This window comes from Fontibacillus forbon (assembly GCF_046559655.1).
GTDB lineage: Bacteria > Bacillota > Bacilli > Paenibacillales > Paenibacillaceae > Fontibacillus.
Window position 1 is genome coordinate 569,677 of sequence record NZ_JBKGFV010000002.1, and the last position, 25,485, is coordinate 595,161.

Annotated in this window: 32 protein-coding genes and 1 tRNA gene; 5 read left to right on the forward strand and 28 right to left on the reverse strand. The window is 47.6% G+C overall.

What is annotated here, in order from left to right:
* Positions 1 to 9 precede the first annotated feature (9 nt).
* From ACLB09_RS09555 to ACLB09_RS09630, 16 genes are all read right to left on the reverse strand, one after another.
* The gene (locus tag ACLB09_RS09555) at positions 10 to 276 is read right to left on the reverse strand and encodes a hypothetical protein (RefSeq protein WP_410769587.1); all 267 of its coding nucleotides are present in this window, start codon (positions 274 to 276) and stop codon (positions 10 to 12) included.
* 2 nt (positions 277 to 278) lie between these two features.
* Positions 279 to 1,196, reverse strand: coding sequence for a hypothetical protein (locus tag ACLB09_RS09560; RefSeq protein ID WP_410769588.1), 918 nt, complete (start codon positions 1,194 to 1,196; stop codon positions 279 to 281).
* 24 nt (positions 1,197 to 1,220) lie between these two features.
* Positions 1,221 to 1,796, reverse strand: coding sequence for a phage scaffolding protein (locus ACLB09_RS09565; protein WP_410769589.1), 576 nt, complete (start codon positions 1,794 to 1,796; stop codon positions 1,221 to 1,223).
* Between the two features lie 111 nt (positions 1,797 to 1,907).
* On the reverse strand, positions 1,908 to 2,174 hold the full coding sequence (locus tag ACLB09_RS09570) for a hypothetical protein (RefSeq protein WP_410769590.1): 267 nt from the start codon (positions 2,172 to 2,174) through the stop codon (positions 1,908 to 1,910).
* 58 nt (positions 2,175 to 2,232) lie between these two features.
* On the reverse strand, positions 2,233 to 2,436 hold the full coding sequence (locus ACLB09_RS09575; protein ID WP_410769591.1) for a hypothetical protein: 204 nt from the start codon (positions 2,434 to 2,436) through the stop codon (positions 2,233 to 2,235).
* On the reverse strand, positions 2,436 to 4,205 hold the full coding sequence (locus ACLB09_RS09580; protein WP_410769592.1) for a minor capsid protein: 1,770 nt from the start codon (positions 4,203 to 4,205) through the stop codon (positions 2,436 to 2,438). The genes ACLB09_RS09575 and ACLB09_RS09580 overlap by 1 nt, the downstream gene beginning before the upstream one ends.
* Complete coding sequence (locus ACLB09_RS09585; RefSeq protein ID WP_410769593.1) at positions 4,202 to 5,647, reverse strand: phage portal protein; 1,446 nt, start codon at positions 5,645 to 5,647, stop codon at positions 4,202 to 4,204. The genes ACLB09_RS09580 and ACLB09_RS09585 overlap by 4 nt, the downstream gene beginning before the upstream one ends.
* A 9-nt stretch (positions 5,648 to 5,656) precedes the next feature.
* A complete protein-coding gene (locus ACLB09_RS09590) occupies positions 5,657 to 6,901 on the reverse strand; it encodes a PBSX family phage terminase large subunit (protein ID WP_410769594.1) in 1,245 nt (414 codons plus the stop codon).
* Positions 6,898 to 7,401, reverse strand: coding sequence for a terminase small subunit (locus ACLB09_RS09595; protein ID WP_410769595.1), 504 nt, complete (start codon positions 7,399 to 7,401; stop codon positions 6,898 to 6,900). Before ACLB09_RS09595 ends, ACLB09_RS09590 begins: the two co-directional genes overlap by 4 nt.
* A gap of 58 nt (positions 7,402 to 7,459) precedes the next feature.
* Entirely contained in the window at positions 7,460 to 8,290 is an 831-nt protein-coding gene (locus ACLB09_RS09600) for a hypothetical protein (RefSeq protein WP_410769596.1), read from the reverse strand.
* Between the two features lie 137 nt (positions 8,291 to 8,427).
* Positions 8,428 to 8,500, reverse strand: a tRNA-Pro gene (locus ACLB09_RS09605).
* A 185-nt stretch (positions 8,501 to 8,685) separates the two neighbouring features.
* Positions 8,686 to 9,291, reverse strand: a complete 606-nt coding sequence (locus tag ACLB09_RS09610; protein ID WP_410769597.1) for a sigma-70 RNA polymerase sigma factor region 4 domain-containing protein — start codon at positions 9,289 to 9,291, stop codon at positions 8,686 to 8,688.
* Positions 9,292 to 9,396: 105 nt separating this feature from the next.
* Positions 9,397 to 10,773, reverse strand: a complete 1,377-nt coding sequence (locus tag ACLB09_RS09615; protein ID WP_410769598.1) for an SNF2-related protein — start codon at positions 10,771 to 10,773, stop codon at positions 9,397 to 9,399.
* Positions 10,770 to 11,051, reverse strand: a complete 282-nt coding sequence (locus tag ACLB09_RS09620) for a VRR-NUC domain-containing protein (RefSeq protein WP_410769599.1) — start codon at positions 11,049 to 11,051, stop codon at positions 10,770 to 10,772. The genes ACLB09_RS09615 and ACLB09_RS09620 overlap by 4 nt, the downstream gene beginning before the upstream one ends.
* Positions 11,052 to 11,159: 108 nt before the next feature.
* Positions 11,160 to 11,315: a hypothetical protein gene (locus tag ACLB09_RS09625; RefSeq protein WP_410769600.1), complete on the reverse strand. Its 156-nt coding sequence runs from the start codon at positions 11,313 to 11,315 to the stop codon at positions 11,160 to 11,162.
* A complete protein-coding gene (locus ACLB09_RS09630) occupies positions 11,316 to 13,664 on the reverse strand; it encodes a virulence-associated E family protein (RefSeq protein WP_410769601.1) in 2,349 nt (782 codons plus the stop codon).
* Positions 13,665 to 13,768: 104 nt separating this feature from the next.
* Here ACLB09_RS09630 and ACLB09_RS09635 point away from each other — a divergent pair, with 104 nt between their 5' ends.
* Entirely contained in the window at positions 13,769 to 14,614 is an 846-nt protein-coding gene (locus tag ACLB09_RS09635) for a hypothetical protein (RefSeq protein WP_410769602.1), read from the forward strand.
* 2 nt (positions 14,615 to 14,616) lie between these two features.
* On the opposite strand, the gene ACLB09_RS09640 is transcribed toward ACLB09_RS09635, so the two are convergent.
* From ACLB09_RS09640 to ACLB09_RS09685, 10 genes are all read right to left on the reverse strand, one after another.
* Entirely contained in the window at positions 14,617 to 16,560 is a 1,944-nt protein-coding gene (locus ACLB09_RS09640) for a DNA polymerase (RefSeq protein WP_410769603.1), read from the reverse strand.
* Entirely contained in the window at positions 16,557 to 16,925 is a 369-nt protein-coding gene (locus ACLB09_RS09645; RefSeq protein ID WP_410769604.1) for a nucleoside triphosphate pyrophosphohydrolase family protein, read from the reverse strand. Before ACLB09_RS09645 ends, ACLB09_RS09640 begins: the two co-directional genes overlap by 4 nt.
* Positions 16,926 to 17,011: 86 nt before the next feature.
* A complete protein-coding gene (locus ACLB09_RS09650) occupies positions 17,012 to 17,617 on the reverse strand; it encodes a DUF2815 family protein (protein WP_410769605.1) in 606 nt (201 codons plus the stop codon).
* 2 nt (positions 17,618 to 17,619) lie between these two features.
* Positions 17,620 to 18,831 (reverse strand): DUF2800 domain-containing protein, encoded by a 1,212-nt coding sequence (locus ACLB09_RS09655; RefSeq protein ID WP_410769606.1) that lies wholly within the window; start codon positions 18,829 to 18,831, stop codon positions 17,620 to 17,622.
* Positions 18,828 to 19,232: a hypothetical protein gene (locus ACLB09_RS09660; RefSeq protein ID WP_410769607.1), complete on the reverse strand. Its 405-nt coding sequence runs from the start codon at positions 19,230 to 19,232 to the stop codon at positions 18,828 to 18,830. The genes ACLB09_RS09655 and ACLB09_RS09660 overlap by 4 nt, the downstream gene beginning before the upstream one ends.
* 29 nt (positions 19,233 to 19,261) lie before the next feature.
* Entirely contained in the window at positions 19,262 to 19,516 is a 255-nt protein-coding gene (locus tag ACLB09_RS09665) for an AbrB/MazE/SpoVT family DNA-binding domain-containing protein (protein ID WP_410769608.1), read from the reverse strand.
* A 17-nt stretch (positions 19,517 to 19,533) separates the two neighbouring features.
* Positions 19,534 to 20,241 carry a hypothetical protein gene (locus ACLB09_RS09670; protein WP_410769609.1) on the reverse strand — a complete coding sequence of 236 codons (708 nt, stop codon included), beginning with the start codon at positions 20,239 to 20,241 and terminating at the stop codon, positions 19,534 to 19,536.
* 70 nt (positions 20,242 to 20,311) lie between these two features.
* Positions 20,312 to 20,479 (reverse strand): hypothetical protein, encoded by a 168-nt coding sequence (locus ACLB09_RS09675; protein ID WP_410769610.1) that lies wholly within the window; start codon positions 20,477 to 20,479, stop codon positions 20,312 to 20,314.
* Between the two features lie 37 nt (positions 20,480 to 20,516).
* Complete coding sequence (locus tag ACLB09_RS09680) at positions 20,517 to 20,714, reverse strand: hypothetical protein (RefSeq protein WP_410769611.1); 198 nt, start codon at positions 20,712 to 20,714, stop codon at positions 20,517 to 20,519.
* A 58-nt stretch (positions 20,715 to 20,772) separates the two neighbouring features.
* Positions 20,773 to 21,003, reverse strand: coding sequence for a hypothetical protein (locus tag ACLB09_RS09685; protein ID WP_410769612.1), 231 nt, complete (start codon positions 21,001 to 21,003; stop codon positions 20,773 to 20,775).
* Between the two features lie 193 nt (positions 21,004 to 21,196).
* Between ACLB09_RS09685 and ACLB09_RS09690 the strand changes: the two genes are divergently transcribed.
* Positions 21,197 to 21,673: a ferritin-like domain-containing protein gene (locus ACLB09_RS09690; protein WP_410769613.1), complete on the forward strand. Its 477-nt coding sequence runs from the start codon at positions 21,197 to 21,199 to the stop codon at positions 21,671 to 21,673.
* Positions 21,674 to 22,002: 329 nt separating this feature from the next.
* Here ACLB09_RS09690 and ACLB09_RS09695 read toward each other — a convergent pair whose 3' ends face one another.
* Positions 22,003 to 22,197 carry a hypothetical protein gene (locus tag ACLB09_RS09695; RefSeq protein WP_410769614.1) on the reverse strand — a complete coding sequence of 65 codons (195 nt, stop codon included), beginning with the start codon at positions 22,195 to 22,197 and terminating at the stop codon, positions 22,003 to 22,005.
* A 308-nt stretch (positions 22,198 to 22,505) separates the two neighbouring features.
* Positions 22,506 to 22,748 (reverse strand): hypothetical protein, encoded by a 243-nt coding sequence (locus tag ACLB09_RS09700; protein ID WP_410769615.1) that lies wholly within the window; start codon positions 22,746 to 22,748, stop codon positions 22,506 to 22,508.
* 172 nt (positions 22,749 to 22,920) lie between these two features.
* Between ACLB09_RS09700 and ACLB09_RS09705 the strand changes: the two genes are divergently transcribed.
* From ACLB09_RS09705 to ACLB09_RS09715, 3 genes are all read left to right on the forward strand, one after another.
* The gene (locus tag ACLB09_RS09705) at positions 22,921 to 23,577 is read left to right on the forward strand and encodes a helix-turn-helix domain-containing protein (RefSeq protein WP_410769616.1); all 657 of its coding nucleotides are present in this window, start codon (positions 22,921 to 22,923) and stop codon (positions 23,575 to 23,577) included.
* Between the two features lie 16 nt (positions 23,578 to 23,593).
* Positions 23,594 to 24,061, forward strand: coding sequence for an ImmA/IrrE family metallo-endopeptidase (locus ACLB09_RS09710; RefSeq protein ID WP_410769617.1), 468 nt, complete (start codon positions 23,594 to 23,596; stop codon positions 24,059 to 24,061).
* Between the two features lie 92 nt (positions 24,062 to 24,153).
* Positions 24,154 to 25,431, forward strand: a complete 1,278-nt coding sequence (locus ACLB09_RS09715; protein ID WP_410769618.1) for a tyrosine-type recombinase/integrase — start codon at positions 24,154 to 24,156, stop codon at positions 25,429 to 25,431.
* Positions 25,432 to 25,485: the final 54 nt, after the last annotated feature.

Consider the following 25,485-nt stretch of genomic DNA (forward strand, 5'->3'; position numbering starts at 1 on the left):
AGAGAGCGGTTATTCGCCGCCCTCTTCCTTCGCTTTAATTGCTGCCAAGATATCATCCTTCTTGGTTACGCCGTCCAGGTCGATCTCCTTCAGCTTGGCATATGCCTTCAGTTCTGGAACCGTCATGTCGTCCACCGGCTTATCCAGGTCAATCCCCTTTTCTGGATCCGCAGGCTCAGCTTCAACAATCCGTTTGAAACCCCTACGCTCCCAAGCCTGCGCTTCGACTTCTTCCTCCACCAACTTCACTACGTTCAGCTTTTGCAGTTTGATCATAATTACGCCCCCAAGGAGACTTGCACGGTCGCCAGCTTGTTATCTGGTACGAGCAAGTCATGATATTTACGGTAATCCAACTTCCAGGCATCTGCCTTTTGGTTTTCATCCGGAGTAAAGATGCGTACTTTATCCGTTTTACTGATACCGATCGGCGTGTTACGCGCAGAGATAATCCAGTTGATGTTCTTAGCAGCAGCATCAGCCACAAAGCCACCCGTCGTCTGTCCGGAAGTCGTACCATCTCTAAATACATAAGCGGATTTCATTCGGTCGGAAGTCACCGGCTTAAGCGGAATACCGTCCAGGGCCTTAACCATCAGATTGACTCCACCTTGCGCAAATTGGACAACATCCAGTTTCTTCTGAATCTGAGAGTTGTTCGTAAGGATCTGATAAGTCGGGTAACCCAGTGTAATAACCATGTTGGCCAGATCCACGCCACGATCTGCGATAGCAAAGATATCGGCATAAAGCTTCTTCAAGATGTCAGCTTCCGCCGGAGTGTACTCGCCCGAGTTACCGGCAGCCGCCGCCAGTGCTGCAAGCTTGCTATAACGGTAAGCATCAATCTCAGGAATAACATGCAGCCGCTGGAACTCGGACATAACGTTAGCGGCAGACGCCCCGAAATTCGTTTCGTTAACGTCCATTGCGTCGAGCTGGAACGTCCGACCACGGTCTTGTGTCATGGTGTGAGTTTGATACTTGAATGTCACGCTGCCTTGATTAAAGCCGTTATCCCGATCGTAATCGGCCAAACCCTGTACAATGATTTCTGGGATCTTGATTTCATTACCGCCGTTATAAATAACTTGACCAGCATTGCTCTCCATCCATCCGGAAGTGGCTTGCTGCGCTACTTGCTTATCCAACTCGGTTTGAAATAGTTTTGCATACTCCAAAGTGTTAATCGGCATGTTCTTATTCCTCTTTTCTAAAGATTATTGTTGTGAAAAAATGCCACTAATTGTAGCGGCATCAGACAGAGAACTTGTGCTTGTTTGGGATGCCGGATCCGCAGGATTCGCTCCCTTGAAAGTGGGCTTATTTTCCGCAAATAAAAAACCCTTGCTCTCCCGCAGGGTTTTGATTTGATCTTCCAGGCCGGCTTTAATGCTGCCGTCCTCACCGAGTTCAATTTTCGTTTTGTCGATCAACCCGGTCAACAGATCCGCATCATGTACCTGGCCGGCTAACGCAAGCTTTAAGGCATTGCCCAGCTGCATCTCCTTCAGATCAGACTCGTACTTTTCCGCTGCCGTCTTGTTGTCTTCTTGAAGCTTCTGAATCTGCTGCTTCAGCTCCTCGGCGTTGCCACTGGACTTCTTCAAGTCCTCAAGCTGCTTGTCGCGGTCAGCTACGTCCTTCTCGGCCTTCTTCTTTGCCTCAGCTACCTCGTTGTACTGTAACTTTGGTACAAAGTGTTTCGGCAGTTCCTTGTTTACGTCACCGATCAGGCCGTCAAGCTTCGATTCATCGACTCCGGCATTCTTCAAAAGCTCTTTTAACCAATCCATTTATCATCAGCCTCCATAGATTTTTATAGCTGCTCTCCAGCTAGGGGAGCGGGCCGTTATGCTCCAGCCAAAGCACGCCTAGTTTTTTGCGCCATACGACAGGGCAAGTAATTACGCAGTTACTTCGTCATATTTGGCTTTCAGTTCTTCAGCACTGATAACGCCAAGCGTTCCATCTTCCGTTTTAACAACATAATCCCCCACCTTGACGATCACCACATTAAACGGACTTTTGACGATCCGCATCTGTATCCCGCTTGCGCCGTACTCAACATTTACAGTGATACCCGCAAATGAGATGACTTCCTGGATGCTTTCAAAGCTATTCTGGAACTGTACTGCGTCAATAAACTTCTTTTCCCGGTAACGCTTAATCATCCCCTACACCCCCTTTCTGAGCAAACAAAAAGCACCCTCATTGATTTGAGAGTGCTTGTTAATATACTTCGCTACCGTCAAACTTCCAGCCGTATTCCGCTGGCAAGAGGTCTTCACCAGCTGCAAGGCTTTTATTAATCTTATCGATTAAGCCTTCGGTTGTTTCGCTTCCCGGTACCATTTCTAAAGGCACACAAGAATCCGGGAACCTCTTTTCAAACTCCTGCATTTTCTGCCAAAGCTCATCAGTCATATTTACCATTAAATCTCCTCCAATATTTTATGGAAAAGTGCAAAGGATTTAGGAAGGTATTTCTGCATTAATTCTGCCCGTTTCCCCGTCGGATCAAAACTGGCCTCAAACATATGGGCAAATGCCTCTTTTTCAATAGCATTAGGCAGTTGCTGCCAGTATTTCGGGCTGTGCCCATATCTCCCTTGGATCCTTCTTTTGGTCACACCGCCGTAAATGTCAGAAACAGCAGACTGTAACGCGCCATTTCCTTCAGCAAGAGCTAGGGAAATTTCAAACTGGGCACTTCGCAAATCCAACCCTTTATCTTTAGAGTAATTCTGCATGTAATCTTGAACGTCTCGCAATATAGCCTTTTTGAAGTCCTTTGCCTCAATACCGCCAATATTAATATGTGAGACGCCATCATAAGTAGCCTTACCCGTTTTTTGAATTGCCGCCAAGTTGTCCACGTAATGGCCCATTTCATGAAAGAAGATCGCAGCCCGTCCCCTTGGGTTGTTCAGATCCTCATCAAAGTCCAATCTTATTACGCGATCGACTGGGCTATAATGTGCTCCGGCTTTGTAGCTGCTATCGGCAACGGCATTGTCCTTTACGTAATCAAGAAATACCCTCTGGGCAGTAGTGGACCCCGAACTAAACCGTTCAGTTAGAGCCTCTTTATATTCCGGTTTGATCCCTGGAGCCTTGTCTATAATCGATTCAAATGTTTTGTTAATACTTTCTGGCTTGATTATATCATCATCTGGAGAATCAACATACTGTTTTTTCCAGTCCAGATATGACATATTTCCGGGGACGTAATATGAACTCCCATCAGAGTTCCGGGCAATGCGTTCCCCGGGATCCTCATCATCTTCAAAGGCTGCCACTGTAGTCGTCCGACAACGAACGTGGAGCGGAGGGTAATTAACGCCGACCTGTGCCTCTGAAAGTGGAAATGTCTTGCCGTCCATCTCCCTACAGGTTTGCGACGTTTTGCTGTCCAAGGTCGCCAGCAGCTCATACTTCTGTACAACGCTACTAGCGGCATAACCGGCCATGGTAGCCTGACCAACAAAAAAAGAGCTTTCCGTCTGGATAAGCCTCTCGGCATTCGACCGGGACACATTCAGCCTTTCGGTAACATCCCGAATAGCACGATCAACGGTATCTCCCCTGATAAAAGCCTGGGATAATTTTGTTTGGATCTGCTGCCGAAGCTTCGACCGATCATCCCATATCCGCTGTGACCAATTCCGGCCGTCAAGCTTAGTACCCAGAATCTTTTCAAGCCCCTCGTCATCGATACGACCGAAGGATACTCCGACCCCCATTCCCCTCTGGAGTTCAAAGACATTTCGGTAATAGGTGTCTTGGTAAATATCGCTGAGCAGATCCCCCGTATCTCTCTGCCGTTTGCCTTCCAGCATTTCGATCCGGTGATTGATCTGTAGCTGCAAAGCCTCCAGGCGAGTAATGCGGGTTTTATAATAGGTGTTGTTGAGTTCTTGGGTCCATCGCCCGTCTGCATTGTCCTTGGCTTTCGCTGTGAACTCCTCAAGCGTCATTTTGAATTCTTTCAGCTCGCCCTTGGTCAGTATCTTCCGGGCTTCGGCCATATCAACGCCGTTTTCAATTGCGTACCGGGCATGGAACGTTTCAATATCCCGCTTTATCGCGGTTGCAGCTCGTGCGTATTCCTTCCGTTGCTCGACTTCGTAGGCATCTGCCTTATCAAACTGCCGCTTGGCTATCTGCTCAGACCGTTTTTCCCAGTACTCAGCAGGTTTCATTTCTCTTCACCTGTGGCCTTTTCTGGATCCTTCTTGGTTATGTCGTTCAGAGCTCCGTAATCGTACGGATCTGGCTCCCGCTCCTTCTCGATCTGCGCCTCCTCGTCCTCCACACTTGTAACCCATGGATGATTTGCCCGAATAGTTTTATCAGAGATAACACCGATACTATTTTTAGCATTGGTGACAGCCTCGGTTTCGTTGATCGTAATGTCCCGATTGAAGATAAACTCAACCGGCACGCTGGAGTAGTCCTTCTTGGCCGAGTTGTACAAGTGCTGATCGATAAACCACAGCAACTGTTCCAGGCTGGCCTGAAACTCCGACTCCATATCGTTTGCATCCAGATCAAGATCGGCGTAAAGGTGTTTAAGCGCGATGCCCGACGGACTATTGCCGAACCTCTCCGATTGCGTATCAACGCCGCGGCCAAACTCATAAATGTCCTTGCGGAGCTGCGCGATATGAGTCTTGTGCGCCTCAGTGTCGATTTCGATACTGACCGATTTAAGATCACCGGTACCATTCACAAAGGCTACACGGTAGACGCTCATGTTCTTTCTGAACTCTGAGGCGCTAGTCCCGTCATAGTCCTTCACGACGTACAGGCTGTTCGGTAGATCCTCCAAGTTGTTCGAGTTGTCGCTGATCTTACAATCATAGTCGTCAACTTGACGCTTAATGATTTCAATCAGCGGCTGCTCCTCGTTGTTGTACTTGAAGCAAATGAACGGTACCCGCTCCCAGTTGTACGGCTGCTCTTTATCATTCGAAACCAGCGAGAAGTGAGAGGTAAAATCGACGAACCGGAAATCTCCACTTTCGCCTTCGTAGCGGCGTACCCCGTCTTTACTCCAGAATTCAACCTTGGTAATGGTCTTCTTGGTCTTCGCCATATAGACTATTTGGTCGTAGACCCGGATAAAGGCATCGAGATCCGTATGGGCTGAGTCTCTCCACAATGGGATTCCTTCCTCGCTCGGGATGAGCTGGAACGCCAGATCGCCATCCTCGTCATAATAGACCTGCATCCAAGCCTTGCCGCTGTTTATTGCATTCTTGCCGGTGTTTTTGAGCATCCGGCGGAAATGCTGATCGAAATAATTATCGAGCTCCGCCTGATAGCCGGAATCTTTTGTTTGAGCCAGGAACGGTTTTGAGAGTAAATATCCAATCTTCTGATCGACCAGTTTCCGGATAAATCCGTGCGGGATCCGGTTGTCGGCCAGGTTATGGACCTGCGTCAGCTTGCCGTCTGGCCCGATTGCCTTCCGGATCCGGTTTAACACGTCGTTCTTCACCCGGTAGTACTCCTGACCGGTCAACATCAGTTTACGCGCATCTGAGCTCTGCCATTGTTGGACCTCTTCCCTGACGATCTCGTCGATGGTCATCGGCGCATTGTTGTCCAGGTTCTCCAGTATTTCATGTAATGTGTTCATAGGCTCCTCCTACTCGAATGTCACTGATTTACGTTTCATGTCGTCCTCCAGCGCATATCGGCTCATATCGATAGAGTGGTTGTCCTTATCCGGGAATCCGTCTTTAAACCCGCCATTCCCATCCGGCTCCAGCTCATATCCATAAAACTCCCGTTTGGTATTTGGGCAACGTTCCGGGTCTATGATGATTTGCTCCAGATCCTGCAAGAACTTAACACCATACTCCACGGAATCCGGTCCCTTCTTGGCCCCTTTGATCCTCACACCATAGCCCTTGATCTCGTCAATGGACTTTGGTTCCGCGCTGTCCGCTGTTACGGGGCTGTTGCCTTTGTTTTCCCCTTTTATGTGCTCCGCCAGCTTGCGGTTGCTGACCTGTACCTTGTGCAGCTCATGAAAGATATACAGCCGCCGACGCGTCTTATCAAAGTGCATAGCGCCATAGTGTACCGGGTCATTGGCATAGCCAAAGTCAACCCCGCGCCGTATATGATCGAAAACTCGGATCTCCTCGTCAGTAATTCTCCGGAACGTGAGATTAGTGAATACTTCACCGCCGGTCCCTACCACTTCGCCAAGGTATTCATGCTCGTAGCTTTTCGGTTTCGTCTTCTGCAGATGGTCGGCCTCAACAAAAAACTGCTCCCCGAGCCATTGGCGAGGAACAGTCAAATAGGTGCTATGGTGAACCAGCCGGTCTGGCCGTTTTTCGGTTACTTCGGCATTAACCCAGTTACGCTGTGACTTCGGCGGGTTGTATGAATAAAAGACAGTGAACGTGCTACCGCCCCGGAGGAACGTCTGGTTTATAGTCCGAATAGCTTCCATACCCTCAAATTCGTCTACTTCCTCGTACCACACGTACTTGATATAACCGCGGCGAAGCTTGCTGGACTTAACTTTCTTCGGCTTGTCAGCGCCTCGGAATATAATCTTCTGCCCGGTAGGAATATAAGTTAAGCTCATCGGGCTAACACTGTCATGCCACAAGTGAGAAACACCTAAAACCTCGATCGCCCATAGCAGCTGTTCATATACGCTTTCCCGCAGGTTCTCTTTTACCTTCCGAATCGCTACAGCATTGGCGTCTGGATCTCGCATCATGCCCAGTATGATCTCAATACTGATGAAAGAGGACTTAGTAGATCCGCGCCCGCCTTTCAGCCAGTAGTGTGTGAATTTATCCTCTTTCAGCGCATGGTGTACACCGTAGAAGCTTGGTGCGATAAGGCTTGTTAAAGGAACCCTGATCATGTGCTGTTGTTCCCCTTCGGCACATCATCCACAATCTGAACAGCTGCATTTACATCGACTTGCTGCTTGTCAATCCACATACCGAAACGTTTACCCAGCAATTCCAGGGCTTTGAGCTTATCCGCGAACTTGACCTCCCGCTCGATCATGTCAACCTCACCGCTCATTGTCTTAACCTTGACGCTAGCAATAGCTGCCCGATCATCCGCGCTGGCGTCATCTTCGATCTCGGCAGAATCCATATTGACAAGCTGTGTCGGATCCAAGAAGGCAACTCGGGCCAGCTCCCGGATTATCCGCTCCTGGTTGACGCCTGTTCTCGCGCTGTGCTGGGCCATGCGCTCGTCTATGTACGCGCGAATGTTAGGTTTCGTTAAGTTCTCTGCTCCTATTTCTTTTGCTGTTTTCGGACTATAGCCCGCTCGGATAGCTGCCTGCGTGGCATTGAGATCAATCAGGTATTCATCTGCAAATTTTTGCTGTTTGGCCGTCAATGCCATCACGTTCAGCTCCTTTCAGGATAAATAAAAGAAGTCGCCAAATGGCGACTAAATAAAATTATTTAATAGGAATCTCACTAATTAATTGATCTAACCTAATTTTTAGTTGATCACATTCAGGTGGAATCTTTTTTGAAAGTGCAGAAAGTTCAGAATTAGTGAAATAATAGATACTTCCTATATTCGATAATGCTTTCAGCAGCCGATTTAATAAAGTTTCAGGGCTCCTTCCAATACCTATGCATTCCTCAATAGCTTTGCAAATGAAACGAATTTCATTTTCTTTAGAACCACTAAGTCCATAAATACCGGCTGTGTTTTCAAAAACATCGATCTTGACTTCCTTAACTTCTTTTCTTAATTCATCCACAAGATTATTTAGATTCGAGTTAAATGACTTAGATTTTGCAAGGTTTTTCTCATCCAAGTCCCGTAATAAGGTATGCAGGATGTTTATCTTTTCGGTAAAAATATCAGTTTTCCCATCTATCCTTTGTATAATATCTTGGGAATTTTGTTCGCGTAAGTTATCAAATCTATCTTTAATTCGAGATAAGGAGTTATTAATATTCTCTTCGTTATTTATCAAAATTTCTTGTTTTATTGCCTCCAAACCGGCTTTATTTGATCGCTGACTACTAAATACATTAAGACCAACTACAGTAATGATTGCCGTTGCCAGTCCTCCCAGAGCCCAATATATTGTATTAAGAATTTTATCATTATAGTCCTTCTGATCCTCGTATAATTGACGGTAGTATTCCGTACCATCAACCACAGCAGCACTATTTGTATCTTTTTTATCAGGCACTAAAACCTCTGCGTCCACAGCATTCACATTTAATACCAAAAGCATTACGCTCAGCAGTATTATCGCTAACTTTTTCATTACTTCCTCCCATAAATCTTTAATTTATGAGAGTTTTCGACACTAACTTGGAATATCCTCCCTTTCCGGAGTTGAATAAAACAAAATACCGGCACCCGAAGGCACCGGTAAAGGAGGGGGATCAAAAAGGCGAATAATCCGAACGGCAGGATTTGAACCTGAACTACTTGCTCCCAAGGCAAGCGTGCTCCCAAGCTACACTACATCCGGTAAATGAGAGACGGGAGAAACACTGTTCAGGTAAAACTCCCGTCTTAGGCGTAGGAGACACCGCCGGACCGTATAAAAACGCTGGTAGGTGATCTCCTTACACTTTATCCACAATACCATAATAGCACGGAAATTCTGGCTGTTGTTCTCGTTCTGTTCTCATTTATTTCTCGTTTTTGTCTCATTTATTTCGCGAGTTTTTCGTACTCCTCAAGCGCCTTCTTACGCCATCGGTAAAATACAGGTCTTGAAACGTTCAATGCCTTCGCTGCTTCGTCCCACGGTATTTTGTCAATGAAGTGTAGCCATATCAGTTTTGCGTATTCTGGCTTATATCCCTCAAGCGCCTTTAGCACCGTATCGATCCGATTAACATCCGCCTGCAGGTCCTGGAGTTTAGTCAGCCTGTCTAGGATATCATCGATATCGCTTCGAACGTCGTACCCTCGTGCCGCGATCACTTTCTGGATTTTGTCCCGCAGCTCTTGCAGCAGTTTCCTGTCTTCGGGGTCCATCACGTCATCAGGTACGGCACGCTTCTGGGCTTTTACCCCTGCCGGATACCAGGTCATATAGGCGTTGGCCGTTTGCTCCAGACGCTGCTCTCTCTCTGACAGATACATATAGCTCGGCCGCCCTCTCAGCTGCCGGTGGAGCTCCTGCAACTGGTCATCCTCGTTAAGCCTGGAAACCGTGATTCCGGCACCGACGCTATACGTACTCAGCACCTGGATCCGGGCTTGCTTTTGGCGGTACTGACTCAGCTGCTCAATGGCGGTTTGCTCTGTCATCCGTTTTCACCCCGCACTTATGTTTTTGGAACCCCGCAAATGTGTACCGTCTCTGGCAATCCGGACAAACTTTAAACCTCATCTTGTAGGGCCGGCGATTTTTACTCATGCAGCTCTCACCTTCTCTATTCGTGCTTTGACCGCATTCATTAAGGCATCTTGACCGGCGGACTTACGCTCCAATGCAGCCACGGCTTCCTCGTCCATCGTCCCCTCTGCAACCAGACGAACCACGACGATGTTATGCCGCACTCCCTGCCGGTGCACCCGGGCATTGGCCTGCTGATCCTCTTCAAGGCTCCATATCTGGTCAAACCAGACGACTGTCCGACAGCTCGACTCCTGGAGATTAAGCCCATGACCAGCGGACTTAGGATGGACCAGAAGCAGCGGAATTTCGTCATTGTTCCAAGCCCGGATATCTTCATTGCCTTCTTTGCCTTTTCGCAGGATCCGGGCTTGGGGGAATCTCTCTTGGATCCGGGCTAGGGAATGCTTAAAGTTATAAAACACCATCACCGGCTTACCGTTCGCCGCCTCGATCACGTCCTCCATGGCGTCCAGCTTCGCATTATGAATCAGCTTTACTCCCTTATCTTCGTCGTACACAGCGCCGCTGGCCATCTGCAGAAGCTTATTCGACAAGACGGCAGCCGTGCTGGCCACGACATCGGAATCCAGGAATGGGAGAAGCAGCTCCTTTTCAAGCTTCTTGTATTGCTCCCGTGCTTTCGGGCTCAGCGGAATCGGAATTGTCCGATCGATCCGTTCAGGCAGCTCCAGCCAATCCACAGCTTTCATACTCACCGCGATATCTGAAATGGCTTCGTAGATCCGATCCTCAGCTTCCTTCTTCTCTTTCCACTCGTACACCACATGGCCGCTACGGCTCCCAGGGATAAAGTACCTGTCCCGGTATCCCGTAATCGTCTTACCCAGCCGCTCGCCCTGATCGATCAGGTACATTTGCGGCCAGAGATCCATCAAACCATTCGGGGCCGGTGTACCAGTGAGCCCAACAACTCTTTTCATCATCGGCCGGACCCGGCGAAGTGCCCGGAACCGTTTCGCCTGTGAGTTTTTAAAACTGGAAAGCTCATCGATCACCACGGTATCAAATGGCCACTTGCTGCCATATTCGTTCACCAACCATTCCACGTTCTCACGGTTAATCACGTAGATATCGGCATCGGCCTTTAAAGCCTTCCGGCGGATGGCTGCGCTCCCTAATACTTTGCTGATCCGAAGGTGCTGCAGGTGATCCCATTTCTCAATTTCACGGGCCCAAGTATCCTCTGCCACCCGAAGCGGTGCGATCACCAATACCTTGGCGGCGTCAAAATAATCATTCAGCAGTAGGTCAATGGCCGTCAAAGTTGAGACCGTTTTTCCTAAACCCATTTCCAGCAGCAAAGCAATATACGGAGTATCCAGGATCCGCTGTGTCGCATACTCTTGATACTGATGCGGATTAAATCTCACCGGGCTCTCACCTCTTGTATAAACTGGTCGATGTCCTCAACCGAATCGATTTTATAATGTCGATGCCCCATTTTTAACAGCTTCCGCTTCCAGTGCTCTTGTAAAGGTTCAAGCGGCTCGCCCGGTGCTTTCATTTCGACATAGATCGTTTGACCTTCAGGTAAGATAACCAACCTGTCCGGAACTCCTCGGTTTCCCGGGCTTACCCACTTCGGGGCCAGACCGCCAATCTTCTTGACCTCTCGGACCAGACGACGTTCCAGTAATGACTCTCGCATAATAGCTCCTTTCTTGGTTGCCGAATTGCCCGTTACACGCACGTACTCGTGTTTTACGCGTTTAAGTGGGTTTCCGTATTCCGTATATTAGTTAATTTATATTTTTACTTAAATAGTAGATTTTACGGCAACCTTGGAAACAACTCCATATAAAGCCTTGGTACTATTGGGTTTTCCTTGATTGCCGTAAATTTGATTCTTCGGCAAAAGTTCGGCAACAAGGGCAACCGCCCGCGGCAACACGGCAACATTCTTGGCAACCATTCACGGCAACCTATCAAATACCCTTTGAACACCATATCCGGGAACCCTTGCCTTGCCTTTCCGCTCAACCCATCCAGGTATGCGTCGAAGGATATCCATAATTTCTTTTGCTTCCCAAGCCCGCATTTGACCTCTCTTATTCCCAAGGCATTCCGCCCATATCTGCGCCGCACATACACGGTCTCGGAGGTCGTCGGTAGGTCGTCCCATCTCATCCTCCAGAGGCGTATCCAGCCACTCCTGAATAATGCCCTCACGCGGGTCACTTTCCATATGTGCAGCTTGCTGGCGTTCAGCCTCCTCGCGGGCTTCCCGATCAAGCTCCAAGGTTTCCCCAGCCTTAAACCAGCTCAATACCTCAGCCCAGATTTGGCTTACCTCGTAATCGGTTAAATCCTCCCAATGGCTCTTTTTCGCCCGATCCGGGAAAACCTCAATCGGCCAAAAGCGCCTGTTCCCGGTCGCATCCCGAAGGAAATCCCGGGTATTCGTTGTTCCAAAGAACACGCATTTCCTCGGAAACTCAGAAACCTGACGGTCATACGCTACCCGGTACCGATCTTCCGTCTTGGACAAAAACGCCTTAACCTCTTCAACCTCGGTCTTCTTCATGGCGCTTAATTCGCCGATCTCGAATATCCAGCCGCTCTGCAGGTGTTCTCCAGCTTCCTTGTTTTCAAACGTTCGAAGCGAATCCGAGAACCACTCCTTCCCCAATTTGGCCAACAGTGAACTTTTTCCGGCCCCCTGGGGCCCAATCAGTACCAGCATATAGTCGAATTTACAACCTGGCCGATATAATCGGGCCACAGCAGCTAAAAGCATCTTCCGTGTCACTTGGTGCGTGTAATGCGTATCAGCCGCCCCTAGGTATTCCACGAATAACTGTTCCGCACGCGGTACCCCGTCCCACACGGCGCTCTCGACATACGCCTTAATCGGATGAAATGTGTTCCGGTGGACGACCTCCGTAAAAGCATTCTGAATAGTCTTGGCTGAACTGATTCCGTGGACTTTGGCAAACCAATGTTGTAGCCGTTTGTCATCTGCCCCAAGCCACGGCTCATATGTCCGTCCTGGGCGCTCCGGCTCTCTCCATGGTAACGCCTTCCGGATAACCTCCGTATTGCCGAAGGCGTCATAGGCAAGCACGCCGCGCCATACACCATGGCCTAGGAAAAGCTCTACGTTCCCAGCCGTCGGCAGCGGCGCTCCCGTTTTATGATGAATCTCCAGCTTCGTTTCCCAGCCGGCTTCCGGATCCTCCTCGTCGTCCTCAAAGTCGTCGGCCATCTCGGCAAAGTCTGCCTGACGCTCCGCGAGAGCAAGCTTCTTGACTTCTGGGCGCTGAGCCGCCCACTGCTCCATGGCTAAATGACTTGGCTTCTTGGCGTCCGGTGTATGCTCTCTCACCCGTTCGTCTAAGTGCCCGAACTTGTGGACCCGTACAAGATCGAAAATGTTATAAGTGCGGCCATCGGCCACGGGGTCACTGTCCTGGTGCGAGAAGGCGAGATCCTGATCTGGATAAACTTCTAGCCCGTTGCCGCTGGTTCCCTTCGTGTAGGTGTACCGGTTCGGCATAGATCCTTGTTCGTAAACCTCAGATAGAAATGTGTCGATTCCCTCTTCGATCGTGAACGCCCTGCAAAAAAGTCCGATCGTGCCGAATTTCTCCCGGGGATCCTGTGCCCTCTTTGCTGCCAGTTGAGCGGGCGCCTTGTCTTCTGGGTGACGTGGCCAGATCATGACGTCCCGCCAGTCCTCGTATTCTGCCAGCAGCCGGTCAACGCCGAGCGGGTTCCCTTCATACACTTCTAGCACCGGATCCGCAGCGTCCTTGCTGCAGCTCGGCAAGAACATGAGCCGATGGACTTGGAAGGTCGTCTTATCGAAGTATTCCATGCCAATCTGTTCCGCCAGCTTCCGGCTGACTGCGGCATACTCGTCTGGATTCATGTTCCGGTCCGCGGGGATAATCAGGCGATACTTCGGCTTCTCCGGACGGTGACTGTGCGTGGAGTAGACGACATAAGCCGTCCCTCCCAGCACCAGCTCCACGGTGAATAGGAAATCGTCGTCTCCGCGATCGACGTCCAGGGTGACCAGGCTGCGACTGTCGACATTCTCCTTCTTCCGCCGGCCTGTGCGGACCAGGCCTCCGACGAATGCCGGCCCGTCCTTTGCCTTACCCCGGTCGGTCGTGTTCATTTTGTTATACTGGGCCATTGTCTCGTTCGTCCGCCGCACCTTGCGCAGCCGTTCGACGAACTCTTCCCAGGTCAAATATTCAGTTTTCCAGTTCGTATCGGCGCGGTGCTTGCCGAAGCTAATGTCCAGTTCTTGCATGGTTGCACCTCAATCTTGCCCTTTAGGTAATGGAATACTTTTGGTACTCTACTGAACTCAAATATTTGGTATAATATACCTATCATTTATTAGGAGGCTTTTAAATGTCTGATGAGATTAAAACTCTAGATGTAGGGTTAGTGATGCCTATTGCGCATATAGAAAATTGCCCTCCAGAACACTGGATAGATGTAAAAAATATTATTGAAGAAGCATTAAGCGCTATCCCAGGGTACAAATGCAACGTGAAAATTGTTAGTGAAGGAGACAGTAGTGGCTTAATACATAAAAGAATCGTACAGGGTCTTTATAATTCACATGTAGTTATCTGCGATGTTAGTTGTAAGAATCCAAACGTAATGTTTGAACTCGGTATGAGACTTGCTTTTGATAAACCGACCATCATTATTAAAGATGATCAAACTACTTATACTTTTGACCCAGGAGGAATTGAGCACATTAACTATCCAAGAGATTTACGCTTCAACAAAATAACAGAATTTAAAACCAGCCTTGCAAAAAAAGTTCAAGCTACTTATGAGGATTTTTTGTCGGATCCAAATCACTCGCCGTTTTTAAAAAGCTTTGGAGAATTTACCGTTGCCGCTATTGATCAGACCACTGTTTCTCCTGATGCTTTATTATTCCAAATAATGGAAGAATTACGATATGATGTAGCCAACATTAAAAGATCCCTATCTTCAAACCAGTCTCCTAAAGTACAGAAATTCAAGCTTAAGTCAGAAGTATACAAAAATTTAAATACGGCTGTGTCCGCTTTCTTTAATACCAACGAGGGAAAAAAAGGAATTAAAGTTGATGACATCTCTGATCTTACTGACTTCGTTGAGTTTTACTTAGATTTGAATGATCTTACCGGAAAAGACCTACCCAGAAACCAAAAAGTTGAATTAATTTTGGATCTGTTAAAATCAGAAAACGTAATCTAGTTTTAATCTTTCTGGTAGAAATCCGTCTCATAAGCTTCTGCCCGCAGGGGCAATCCCGGTGCCCAGTCAATCGGCTGGGCCATAATTTCTGTGATTTCTGTCAAGGCGTCCTCAATCCAAGGTGCATCGATGATTACCTCATCATGAACGTGCATCCGGATCTGGTGACTAGCCTCATCCAGACGCTGCATGCTAACCGCCAAGCAGTCCCGGCTGATCGCCTGAACGATGTTCTCAACCAATTTGGTGCCATAGGTGTCGATCTTGCCCCAGGTCTTTTTGGTCTGGTCCACACCGTCGTATGCTAACGCTGGCTTATCAAACTTCCCGTCAACGATCCGCGGGTTCACATACGACAGCTTCCGTCCAGACGGCAATCGGATGAATAAATACCCCTTCTCGCAGTATAATGTCAGGCCGTACTGAAGCTTGACTGTCCGGCGTTCCCGTACGGCCGTCATGGCTGCATTATCCACGTCCCACCACAGCTGGGTGATCTTCGGATTTGCCTTACGCCAGGTCTTTACCAGAGGCGGAAGTTCGTCCTCAGAAAGCCCCATTTTCAAAGCTCCCATCGTCTCCAATGCACCGACACCACCGCCGTATCCCAGAGCAAGCTCCGCGATCTTCCCCTTTTGCCGTAAATCCTTCGTAATCTCATCCAGAGACAGGTGAAACATCTGAGCAGCGGAGGCTTCATAGATTTTCCCGTGAGTCTTAAATACCTCCAACCTCCAGGCTTCTCCAGCCAGCCAGGCGATCACCCGGGCCTCGATCGCCGAGAAGTCGGCGACGATGAAGCGGCAGCCAGGCGAAGGGATAAACGCCGTTCGGATCAACTGAGAGAGAACAAAGGGAGGCGGTCCGAACAACATCTCCAACAACTCATAATCTCCGGAAAGGAGAACATCCCGCGCAAGCTCCAAGTCCTTCAGCTTGTTCTGCGGAAGGTTCTGCACTTGCACCAATCGGCCAGCCCAGCGTCCGGTACGGTTAGCTCCATAGAACTGAAGCAACCCCCTCACTCGGTCATCACTACACCGTGCCCGTTGCATGGCTTCGTACTTCTTGACCGATGTTTTGGCCATCTCTTGCCGTAACTGGAGAGCCCGAACAGCTTCCTCATCCCCTCCGGCCTGATCGATCAAGATCGGAACGGTCTCCTTCGTAATCCCGTTTATCACAAGCCCGCGATCACGCAACCAACCTGTGAGCTGCGCCACGCTGTTCGGATTTGCAAGCCCGGTCAACTCTCGGGCCTCTGCTTCCAATCTTGCTGCATATTGCTCATCACAGGCAATGGCATGCTTGACCAGTTCTAGCTCCAGCCTTACACCGCTGTCATTGATCCGCTGGTCCAGCGACCACAGTTGCCATTCATCATCTGCTACCGAGAAGGCCGTTAGATATTTGCGCACGTCCCGCTCCGTCTCTACGTCCTGCCGGTTATAGGCTTTGTACTGCTCCCATTTCTCCGGGGCATGGTATGGTAAATTTCGGGTCCGTCCGCCGTTTGCCTTGGTCGGCTTGCACGGAGTGGAGAAGTATTTAATCAGTGCCTTACCCGCGGTGTCCTTCTGTTCCTGAAGTTTTAGCACCTTGGCCACTTCGGCCAGGGAGCCGGGAAGCCCGAGCGTAAGAGCGTGAATCATTGTGCAGCGCCATTGTTCCGGCGGCATCGGCTTTCTGAGATACTTGGCCAGCGCTGTCCGTTCAAAGTTTGCATTGAATGCAGTTTTGATAACTCCAGGGTCAAAGAGATCGTGATGGATGAAATCAGGAAGCTCTTCGAAATCAGTCAGGTCGATAACCGTCACCGGATCGTCATCATAGGCATAAGCAAAGAGCAAGATTTCGAAGTCGGGCGCCTCTACGTAGGGGTAAACTCCCGACTTCTTGATATCGACGCTGCTGTACGTTTCAAGGTCGATCTGCAGAACGGTCATATCACTTTCCCACCGTGCTTGTGTGGCCGGGTGGAATTGTAAGCCATCTTCTCGGTAATCGCCTTCTCAAGATCGATATCATACCGTCCACAGGCGTCAAATACACGAATCACAATATCAGCCAACTCGGACGGAATGCCGCAAGGTTTGCAATTTGGGGTAATAGGGTCATTGAGTCTTGTTTTCAATTCTTTATTTTCATACCAAACTTCTGTAATATCGCGGCCATTTCGATAATCTTCCAGCGCCTCCGAAGCTTCCGAATGAATCAAGGCAATGATTTCCCCAAAGCTGCGATCTTCGTCCCACCAACCTTTATTTACTGCATTCCTGTGAGCTGCTTTCACCAAATCATTAATCCCCATGAATGTTCCTCCGTTCCCATAATTTCCGGTAAAAATTCGGTTATAAAAAGGGGCCCCATGTGGAAACCCCTAGATGTAAAAAGTGATTAGTTCAGGTAATCTTCGTCATCGCTGATATCAACGATATCGTCGTCGAAGTCCTCATTTGCGAAATCATCGTTCACACTGCTGCGGCCACCGAGGAAGTCACCGTCTTGTACCTTCACGATGTTATTCAAGCCTGCAGCAATACCTTTATTGCCCTTGTTATCGAAGAGATAGAAGTTTACAGAAACTTTTGCATAGCACCCGGAGTAAACTTCAGTTGTATCCGTGATTTCTTGGAATTTCGTCTTTCCGCCAGCATCTTTGCCAATCGGTTTAGCGATACCTGGCTTATTTTTGCTTTTCGCATTAAAGAAGTAGTGCCCTTCGTAGGCCTCCCCCTTATCTTCTGCCTCTTCGTCGCCGTCGCGCAGGGGAGTATGAAAATCTTTCGGAAGCTTTCCGCCATACTTGGCTTTTGCCTGCTCTTTGAGAGTTTCAACAATTGCCTTGTACTTAGCCAGCGTTGCCTTATCGTCTTTAGGGATCAAGATTGCCGTACTGTACCATAGATTTCCGAAATCATCGGCCTCTGCTTCCCACACCTTCGCATAGCTAAGACGAACCTTACCCGTTACCAGTTTCGTAGTTTGATTATCGATTGCCATGATTAATTAGCCTCCTCAAAATTTTCATATGCAAAATCATTCTCAACGCTATTCATTTCTGGACGTGGATCTGTTTCAGGAACGAGTGTAGGCTTTCCCTGTGGCTTGATGATAAGATCACCAGCCAATGCTGCGAATTCCTTCTTGCTCCCAACGACTTTTGTCTCCAGATCACCGATCCCAAGTAGCTCCTGCGGTTTAAGTAGCTTCGATTCTTCAAAGCCGGCCTCGATCAACTTGTCCTTGAGTGCTTCCTTGTCGGTGATGGCCCGGTTACTCCTGCCCTCGACCAGCTTCCACTCCGGGATCTTAGCCCCGGTCTTGGCCTGCTCGAAGGCGTAATCCTCCACATCCTTTGCCCAAGCCTTGAGCTGTTCGGCCACAAACAGCACCGAACCGATTTCCCCCAAGGATAGCAGCGCAGGATCCTGAAACTCATACGCCAGTGCCTTCATGTTCTCGTCTGCTCGAGCGCGGCAGTTCCCCTTAACCTTGCACCAGCGGCAATGATCCCCGGATTTGAAATCTCCTTCGCCGGCATCGGCCAGGGCGGCCGCAGGCTTAACCACTGTCTCGGCCCACTCGATCAGCTCACCGTGTGGAAGGGTATCGGTGCTGACACTATCAAGCCGTGGCTGCACAATTGTCATGTTGACCTCTTTGATCGAATAAAGGTAATTCCAGTTCGACCAAGCACCCAGGCCATACAGCCGGAGCTGCGGGTTACCGATCGCGCTGACTGGAACACCCTTGCCATATTTAAGGTCAATGACATCAAGTAGCCAGTCTGAGATGATGACCACATCACCAGTACCATATCCGTCTGGAACCCATTCCGAAAAATCCAGCCGGTCCTCAAAAAGAATCACCGCATCCTTTGACCGAGCCTTCGCGGCCATGAACCGCTCCTCGACCTCAGCAACGTAATAGCTGACTGCACCCTCCATCTCAGGCCCGTAATAAGGGTTACTTTTCCTAAAATCATCAACCGCTTTATCCAGACGCTTTCTTTCAGCCGCATTACACGGGGTAAGGCGGCGGCGCAGAATTAGCTCAGACAACTCATGTGCTGCGGTACCCTCGTCGGCGTACTCGCTGCGCTTATCTGGGATGTTCTCCTGCAGCCGGGCGCTCGGCGGGCAATTAATCCATCGACTCGCACCTGAAGCCCCTAACAGGGCATGAGCTCGTTCAGCGTGTGCTGGCTGCGTCATAGTTTCTCCAGCTTCGCCATGAAAGCGGCCCGCTTATCTTCCGGCACATCCGAGATCGACGCGCTTTCAAACTCATTGAGCAGAGCTTTGATCTTCGGTTTCTTCTTCGGGTCCTGACCGACTTCTTGGGCCCTAGTCCTAAGATCGACCACGCTCGGAATTTCAACGTCCTCCTGAGCGGCCCCGTTTTCTTCCTCGATTTCCTTTTCAATCTTATCGAGATCAATCACCTTTCCCTCTGGCTCTTTGGCCGGAGCGGATTTGCGCTGCTTCGGTTTCGTTTCTTCTACTACAGCCGATACAGGCGCCGAGGTCCGGCCCCCAAAAGCGGCGGAAAGTGTTGCGAATTCTTCGATGGCTTGCGTGGCGTTCTCGCCGTTAATCATGATTTGTACTGGCATAAATGAGTCCTCCTAATATAAAAATTGGATTATTGCTGATTGAGTCGAACGATATCGGAAATACAATTGGTACAGATTTGCCGACCATAGAACTCCCTCATTGTTACGTGAGGCTTACCGCAGGTATAGCAACCAGGTTGATACTTCCGGAGAATGATACGTTCCCCGTCCACAAAGATTTCAAGCGGATCCGCCTCGGCGATCCCGAGCGTCCGGCGGAGCTCCTTCGGTATAACTACACGACCAAGTTCATCGATACGACGAACGATTCCAGTACTTTTCATTAGATCCAGTCCCCCTTTTAGTTATCGAACCAGAAGACAATGCGTACGCTTTCCAGGTCTTCTCCAGCAAGTTCTTTTAACTTTGGAATGGACCAAGTATAAAAAGATGCTAGATGATCCTCGCATGACAATGTCCATTGAACTAGAGTGTATGGGCTTCTTCCAAAGCCATAGTACTCACCATTGTTAGCGATGAAATTCTCCATATCGTAATGTGTGACATGATCAACGCCACCACCACCGACGGAACGGCTCCATGTTGACGGTGAGCCATTTTCCTTGAACTCCTTATAACCCTCGACATTTACCCACCCTTCTAATTTAATGCTTTGACTCCAGTCAAAATTGAGAAGCTCCTTAGCTGTTAAATAGGAATGGCTATGTCCATCTCCGCCCCAATCATCTGAACTCTCTTTGACTTTATAAGAAATATCAGACGGCAGCCCTTTCGGTTCATGGATCGGATTAAGGCCATAAGAATTTCGTACTCCGGCAAGAAGGGAAAAGAGTGTATAGTTACGGCCACTGTGTAAGAAATCAAAGACCCCTGATTCTTCCTCCTGAATACGTTGCTCCCAATATGTTGTATCCTCCGCGCGCGTTTTGCACTTCTGTACTAGGGACTTTAAATCTAAAATCTCCGGCTCATTCACGCCCTTGATGGCTTCCCACTTCCCAGACAAAACATTTCGCTTTTCTACAAACAAATGAATATCGCACCCCATACTTGATTTCTCCTCTCAGCCAGTGCTACACTGGCCTTAGATTAATTTGTTTGTGCAGCTTCCCGGGCTCCTACCCCGCGAGAGGCTGTTTTTCATTTAAGGCGATAATTTCACGATCCAGCCACCACAACGCGCCGTCCTGTGTTTCTTCGTCGATGCAACGAGTGCGGCCATTCAATATTCTCCAGCGGATCCGCATCAGCTCAAACTTGCGGACCAATAAGTCCAAATCCTTCAAATCACCCTCACCTCCCCCTCAAGCGTGTTAAATTTGACTAACCGTGCCTACCGCTTTTCATCCAATAGGGCATTTTTCGATCCTGATGACTCGCTTTCACAGCATCAAACGTTATTTCTTTTTCGTCTCGTGCTTCCCGCTTCAAGGCTTCTAATGATCTTATGCGGTTATCGATCTCCTCCCGTTGTTTGCGCAAATCTTCAATCCGGTCGCTAACCGACTTTCTTGGCGGCAAATATGGCCCCCTTTGCATAACGAAACACCTTCCTGAGCTAAATTTTCGAACTGCGTAATTAATTTATCCGAATCACATGCGTAATGGTCACTTGTTGAAGTTCAATGCCTAAATACGCTTGTGCATCTGATACAAACAACCGACAGACTCCTTCCTCTGACTTATCCTTAGAAATTACAGAAACATCATCTGCGATATGTTGCATTTCTCTGACTTCTTCCTCTGTAAACCCGTTGTCAACAAAGTAAAAGCCTTTTCCGCGAATAGTTAGAAATATAATGCCTTTCATATACTCAACTCCCTTTCTTAATCGCATCAAATTTTCGAACTACTCATTAATCTCCTCTTCTTCCTGTGTACTTAATAGATCTCAGTACCTTTCCAATCCTTGAGCAAATTTTCTATCAACTGGCATAATCACACACTGGGCGTATGCGCATAAATTAAGGGTAAAACTACTTACAATACTGGAGGATACATTCATGAGTATGGTTTTTCCACACTGGTGTAGATCTCAATTTGTCCCCGTTTGGGCCACTTCAACACAAGACGCACTTGAATTAATAAGAAATTCGGTCCAAGGGGAGCGAAATGATGAACTTTTTTATGACCAACTCATTCAACTTGCTCCGAATCAAGAACAAGCTCAAGTAATTATCTCTATCCGAAATGACGAACGAGGGCATAATCAAATGTTCCGACAAATGTACAGGGAACTAACTGGATATGAAGTCACAGGAGTTAGCAACGAATTACCAGACCGTGTTTATTCGTATGTTGCTGGGTTACAAAAAGCCTTCCAAGGAGAATTATCTGCAGTTGAAAAATATCGAAAGATCTGGTTTGGGCTTCCATGCGGTATTTATAAGGATACATTGTATGGAATTATTCTCGATGAGCAAAAACATGCGGCGAAGTATAATAATCTATTACTGCAGAATTTAGCTGCACATCATTAGTAATTACTTGAACTCCCCTTTATAAATACTCGGATCTTCTAACCGTGGATAAACCTGTCACCTTCCTTCAGAGAGATCAGGAATACTATGAATTCACCGGCATTTCAGCCGGTTTTTTAATGCGCAATATGTGTCTACTCCGCACCTACTCCCGTGGCGGCCAGCTCCATCCACCTAAGTGGCGACCAGCTTCGACGCCAAACATGTGCTTAATCCCGCCGTTTGGGTAAAACACTTGAAGATCAAGCGTGCTACCTTCATTACGGACCTTGATGACCAGAGCGGCTGCTGGGCCGTCACCGCTGTTAAAATGCACGATGCGTCCGATACTAGGCTTCATTTGCTGCTTCCCTTCCCGCGATCACGGTCACCGCTCCAAGCTTTTTGACCAGACAGCCGCCGGAGCAAACCAGTTCATGGCCGATTTTGTAACAGGCTTGCCCGAAATGGATCTCGGTGCCGCATTCTGGGTTAGCGCAATGGTCGATTACTTCTGTGGATTGCAGATCCTGAACTTTACTCATGAGACTCTCCCCCGTTCATATTCATCGATCCAGTCCGCTCGGGTGTACCAGCGACCGTCATCGTTCTGAAAGCCTCTAATCTTACCAATGATTAGCCACTTCCTTGCTGTACGGACGTTTACTTCATACCGCTCGGCAAGCTCTTTATCTGAGTAGGCACGTGGTACGACTTCTTGAAAGCCGTAATCTTTACTTATCTGATGAATTACTAGTTGTCTGTCTGGTGTGTCGAGCATATCTAACACCGTTCGCATTATTCTTGTGGTTTGAGTCGGATTCAATATAAACGCCCCCATATGCAATTGTTTTTAGTTCTGAATGTCTTCCACAAAGAAAAAATCTTCGAATGTACTATCGAACGCTCCGAGCACGCCAGCTATGAACTGTACTCCTGGTGTGTTGTGTCGTTCGTCGTTCGGTGGTAACTTTGCTCTCCATACTTGGGATGGGGACACACCTATACACTTTGCGAGCGCCGAATCGGTCGGAATATCATTGTCAATTTGAGCCTTCATCAACTCTTTTACTTTTAAGCGAATGACCTTCTTCATATAAATCACCTCTCTCTGCCTGTAAATTCGTTGGCGCATTAAAAATATTCGTCCTCGCATATTCACAATATACACCTTAATATGCGGTCGCGCAATATTAAGGAATTAAATAATTGCGTGTGCGCAATGCATGGTGTATAATAATCCCAATTAATAGTCAGGAGTGATCGTTTTGTCCGGTAATAATTTTGGTGAGTTTTTAAAGGATCTAAGGAAGCGACACGGCTATAAGACTCAAAAACAATTAGCTGACATCTCAGGAATTTCTCAAACCACACTTTCAAGAATCGAAGCTGGTATTCAACGACCGCAACCCGAAACTCTAAGAATTTTAGCGGAGCACCTCAGACCTTATACTTATGGAGAGTTAATGGAACACGCGGGATATCTTGAGGGGTTAAATGCAGCTGACAAAGATTTTGTTTTAGGGCTATTTGATGAAAGCGAGATGGATGAGCTTGATCATCAAATTAGTAAAATTATCGATTCAATTTCCGATGATGGTAAATTTAATGACACCGTCCTCACTTATTTAGAAACCGAATTAGGCCCCCTATTGAAAGGTGAAAGCTGGGCAGATTTTGAATTCACTCCCTATGAAATCAAGCAATTGGCTAGAGAAATGAATATTGAAAATAAAAATTTTATTTGTAATGCTCTGAAAAGAGTAGTTAATCTTTCTAACAACCAATTTCACGATACTTTGTCTGAAAAGGACATTCTCACACTAGCAGCCCACCAAGTCGGCCATAATGGTCCATTGACTGAGGATCAAATCGCTCAAATTAAACTTGCTATGAAAATAGCATTAGCCAAAGACGATAAGTAAGCCGGAGGACGAATGGATGGTCAACTATGAGGAGCTTAGGAAAGAGGTTCCAATTACTTTAGATGATAAATCAGCGCTTCCGGCTTGGTTAAAGGGGATCTACATTGAATCGTGCGTAGGAGATATGATACTTCTAAACAAAAACCTTGAGACCGATCGAGAGCGTAAATGCATTTTAGTTGAAGAGCTTGGACACCATTACAAAACCGTTGGTGACATTACTGATCAATCAAAACTGGAGAATCAACAACAGGAGCTTAGAGCTCGGCAATGGGGATACGAGAGGCTTGTTCCGTTGTCTGCACTTGTACAGGCCTTTCACGCCCGTGTAAAAGGTAGATACGAAATTGCTGAATACCTTGATGTCACAGAAGAATTCCTTCAAGCAAGTATAGATAGATATCGTAATATATTTGGGCTTCTCACAATCTGGAATAATTACACTATTTATTTTGATCCACTAGGTGTTGCTGAGATGTTCTAGTGCTATAACCTTCGTGCTTCCCAGCCGAAAGGCTGTTCAATATACGCATTAAACCGAACATACATTCCCGATTTCTGAAAAGGAGGTGCAAAATGCCTAGAAAGAAGAAAGAAGACTTGCTGCCAAATGTCCGCAAACGCGGCAAGGGGTATACGTATCGATATGAAATTTCCGTCACACAGCCTGACGGATCCAAGAAACGAAGCCAGAGAGATACCATGCAGTATCCGACTCCGTTAGAAGCTTACCAAGCGGGGATACTTATCGAGGCAAAGTTGATAGACGGGACCTATGTAGATGAGAAAAATGTTCTTTTTATCGACTGGGCATATCAAGCTATAGAAATCTATGCAAGTGAAAAGAAACTAAAGCCTGGTACGATTGAAGGTAAGTATTCTCACTTAAAGCAAGCCAAAAAGACGTTTGCAGGTGTAAAGTTGAAAGATATAACTACCTTGCAGATACAGAATTTCTTTATATCTCTTAGAGACGAACACAAGCTTGGTCAAAGTGCGATCGGGAATATCTACTCCACAATTCGTATGATTTTCCGGGTAGCTAAACGGATGAATGTTATTGCAATTGATCCAACAGAAAATTCAGTTCGTCCCTCTGTAAAAAAAACCTTTAGTGATTTAGAACTGATCGCGGCGGCCGGTGAATTGCCGGAATATCTCGAAAAAGAGAGTGTAGTAGAATTACTCAAAACAATTAAACAGATGGCAGCCAAAGAGCCAGATCCGAAAATTGCTTTTGGGTTCCGGCAGCTTTATCGTATTGTTTTTATTTTAACTTACACAGGACTCAGGATAGGAGAGTTGTGCGCGCTCGAAGATGATCGAGTCGATACAAAGAAAAGAACGATACGAGTCATAGCTAGTCAATATATTCCAAAAGGAGGCATTAAGAATTATGAGCTTGTTACGCCAAAAAACATCTCATCAATACGAACAGTGGACTTTAGCGAAACAGTGGCTGCGGTAATTGAAAACCAAAAAACAGACTTAAAAGCATTCCGTTTGTTATGCGGTCCAAGTTATTATATACAACCAAAACGTAGTTTTTTATTTGTATGCTATCGTAAATTTCCCGGTTATCCGTTACTCGTTTCAACAGTTGAGTATGCTCTAAGACGTGCCTTGGAAGAAACTAATCTTTCAACAGCTATTACTCCACACAGTCTGCGGCACACATTTACGAGCCTAAGCGCCGAGGCAGGAGCGGCACTTGAAGATATACAAAAACAACTTGGCCACTCAACCGATGATATGACCAAGCGTGTATACTATCATGTAACGGAGGCACGAAGAAGAGCCAACGTCGATAAGCTAGACAACCTTATGCAAGATCTCATTTCCACAATAAAATAGCTTTTGTGGGCACATTGTGGGCAATACTTCGAAAGAACCGCGTCATTACAGCGA